The organism is Pseudoalteromonas sp. 19-MNA-CIBAN-0066, assembly GCF_040308705.1.
In the GTDB taxonomy this organism is placed as follows: domain Bacteria; phylum Pseudomonadota; class Gammaproteobacteria; order Enterobacterales; family Alteromonadaceae; genus Pseudoalteromonas; species Pseudoalteromonas nigrifaciens.
This window is the reverse complement of record NZ_JBEONZ010000197.1, coordinates 1-274: the sequence shown is the minus strand read 5'-3', so window position 1 is coordinate 274 and position 274 is coordinate 1. Positions and strand designations below refer to the sequence as shown.

Here is a 274-nt window from a genome sequence, read left to right as displayed (position 1 = left end):
CTAAACTAAAACGGTTGGAATTAAATTCTGTAAAAAAAACCCTAAGCTGGTCGTTAAAACAAATCGGATTATTTAATAACTCGTTATTTGGCATCCACGCGTTAATTTGTACCGTAAACGAAATTAATAATAATACATAAGCGGCCATAGCAGGTTTAAATAAATTAAACCCTAAACCACCATAGAGCTGCTTAACTATAACGATGGCAAATAAACAGACAATAATAACTATCCACCAAGGGGCTAATGGCGGAATGCTCAATGCAAGTAGTAC

1 protein-coding gene is annotated in these 274 nt (G+C 34.7%); it reads right to left on the bottom strand.

The genetic code is table 11. The features are described from left to right. Positions 1–274, bottom strand: a 274-nt coding sequence (locus AAEZ18_RS18795) for an RnfABCDGE type electron transport complex subunit D (protein ID WP_352255917.1), incomplete at both ends; no start/stop codon positions are given.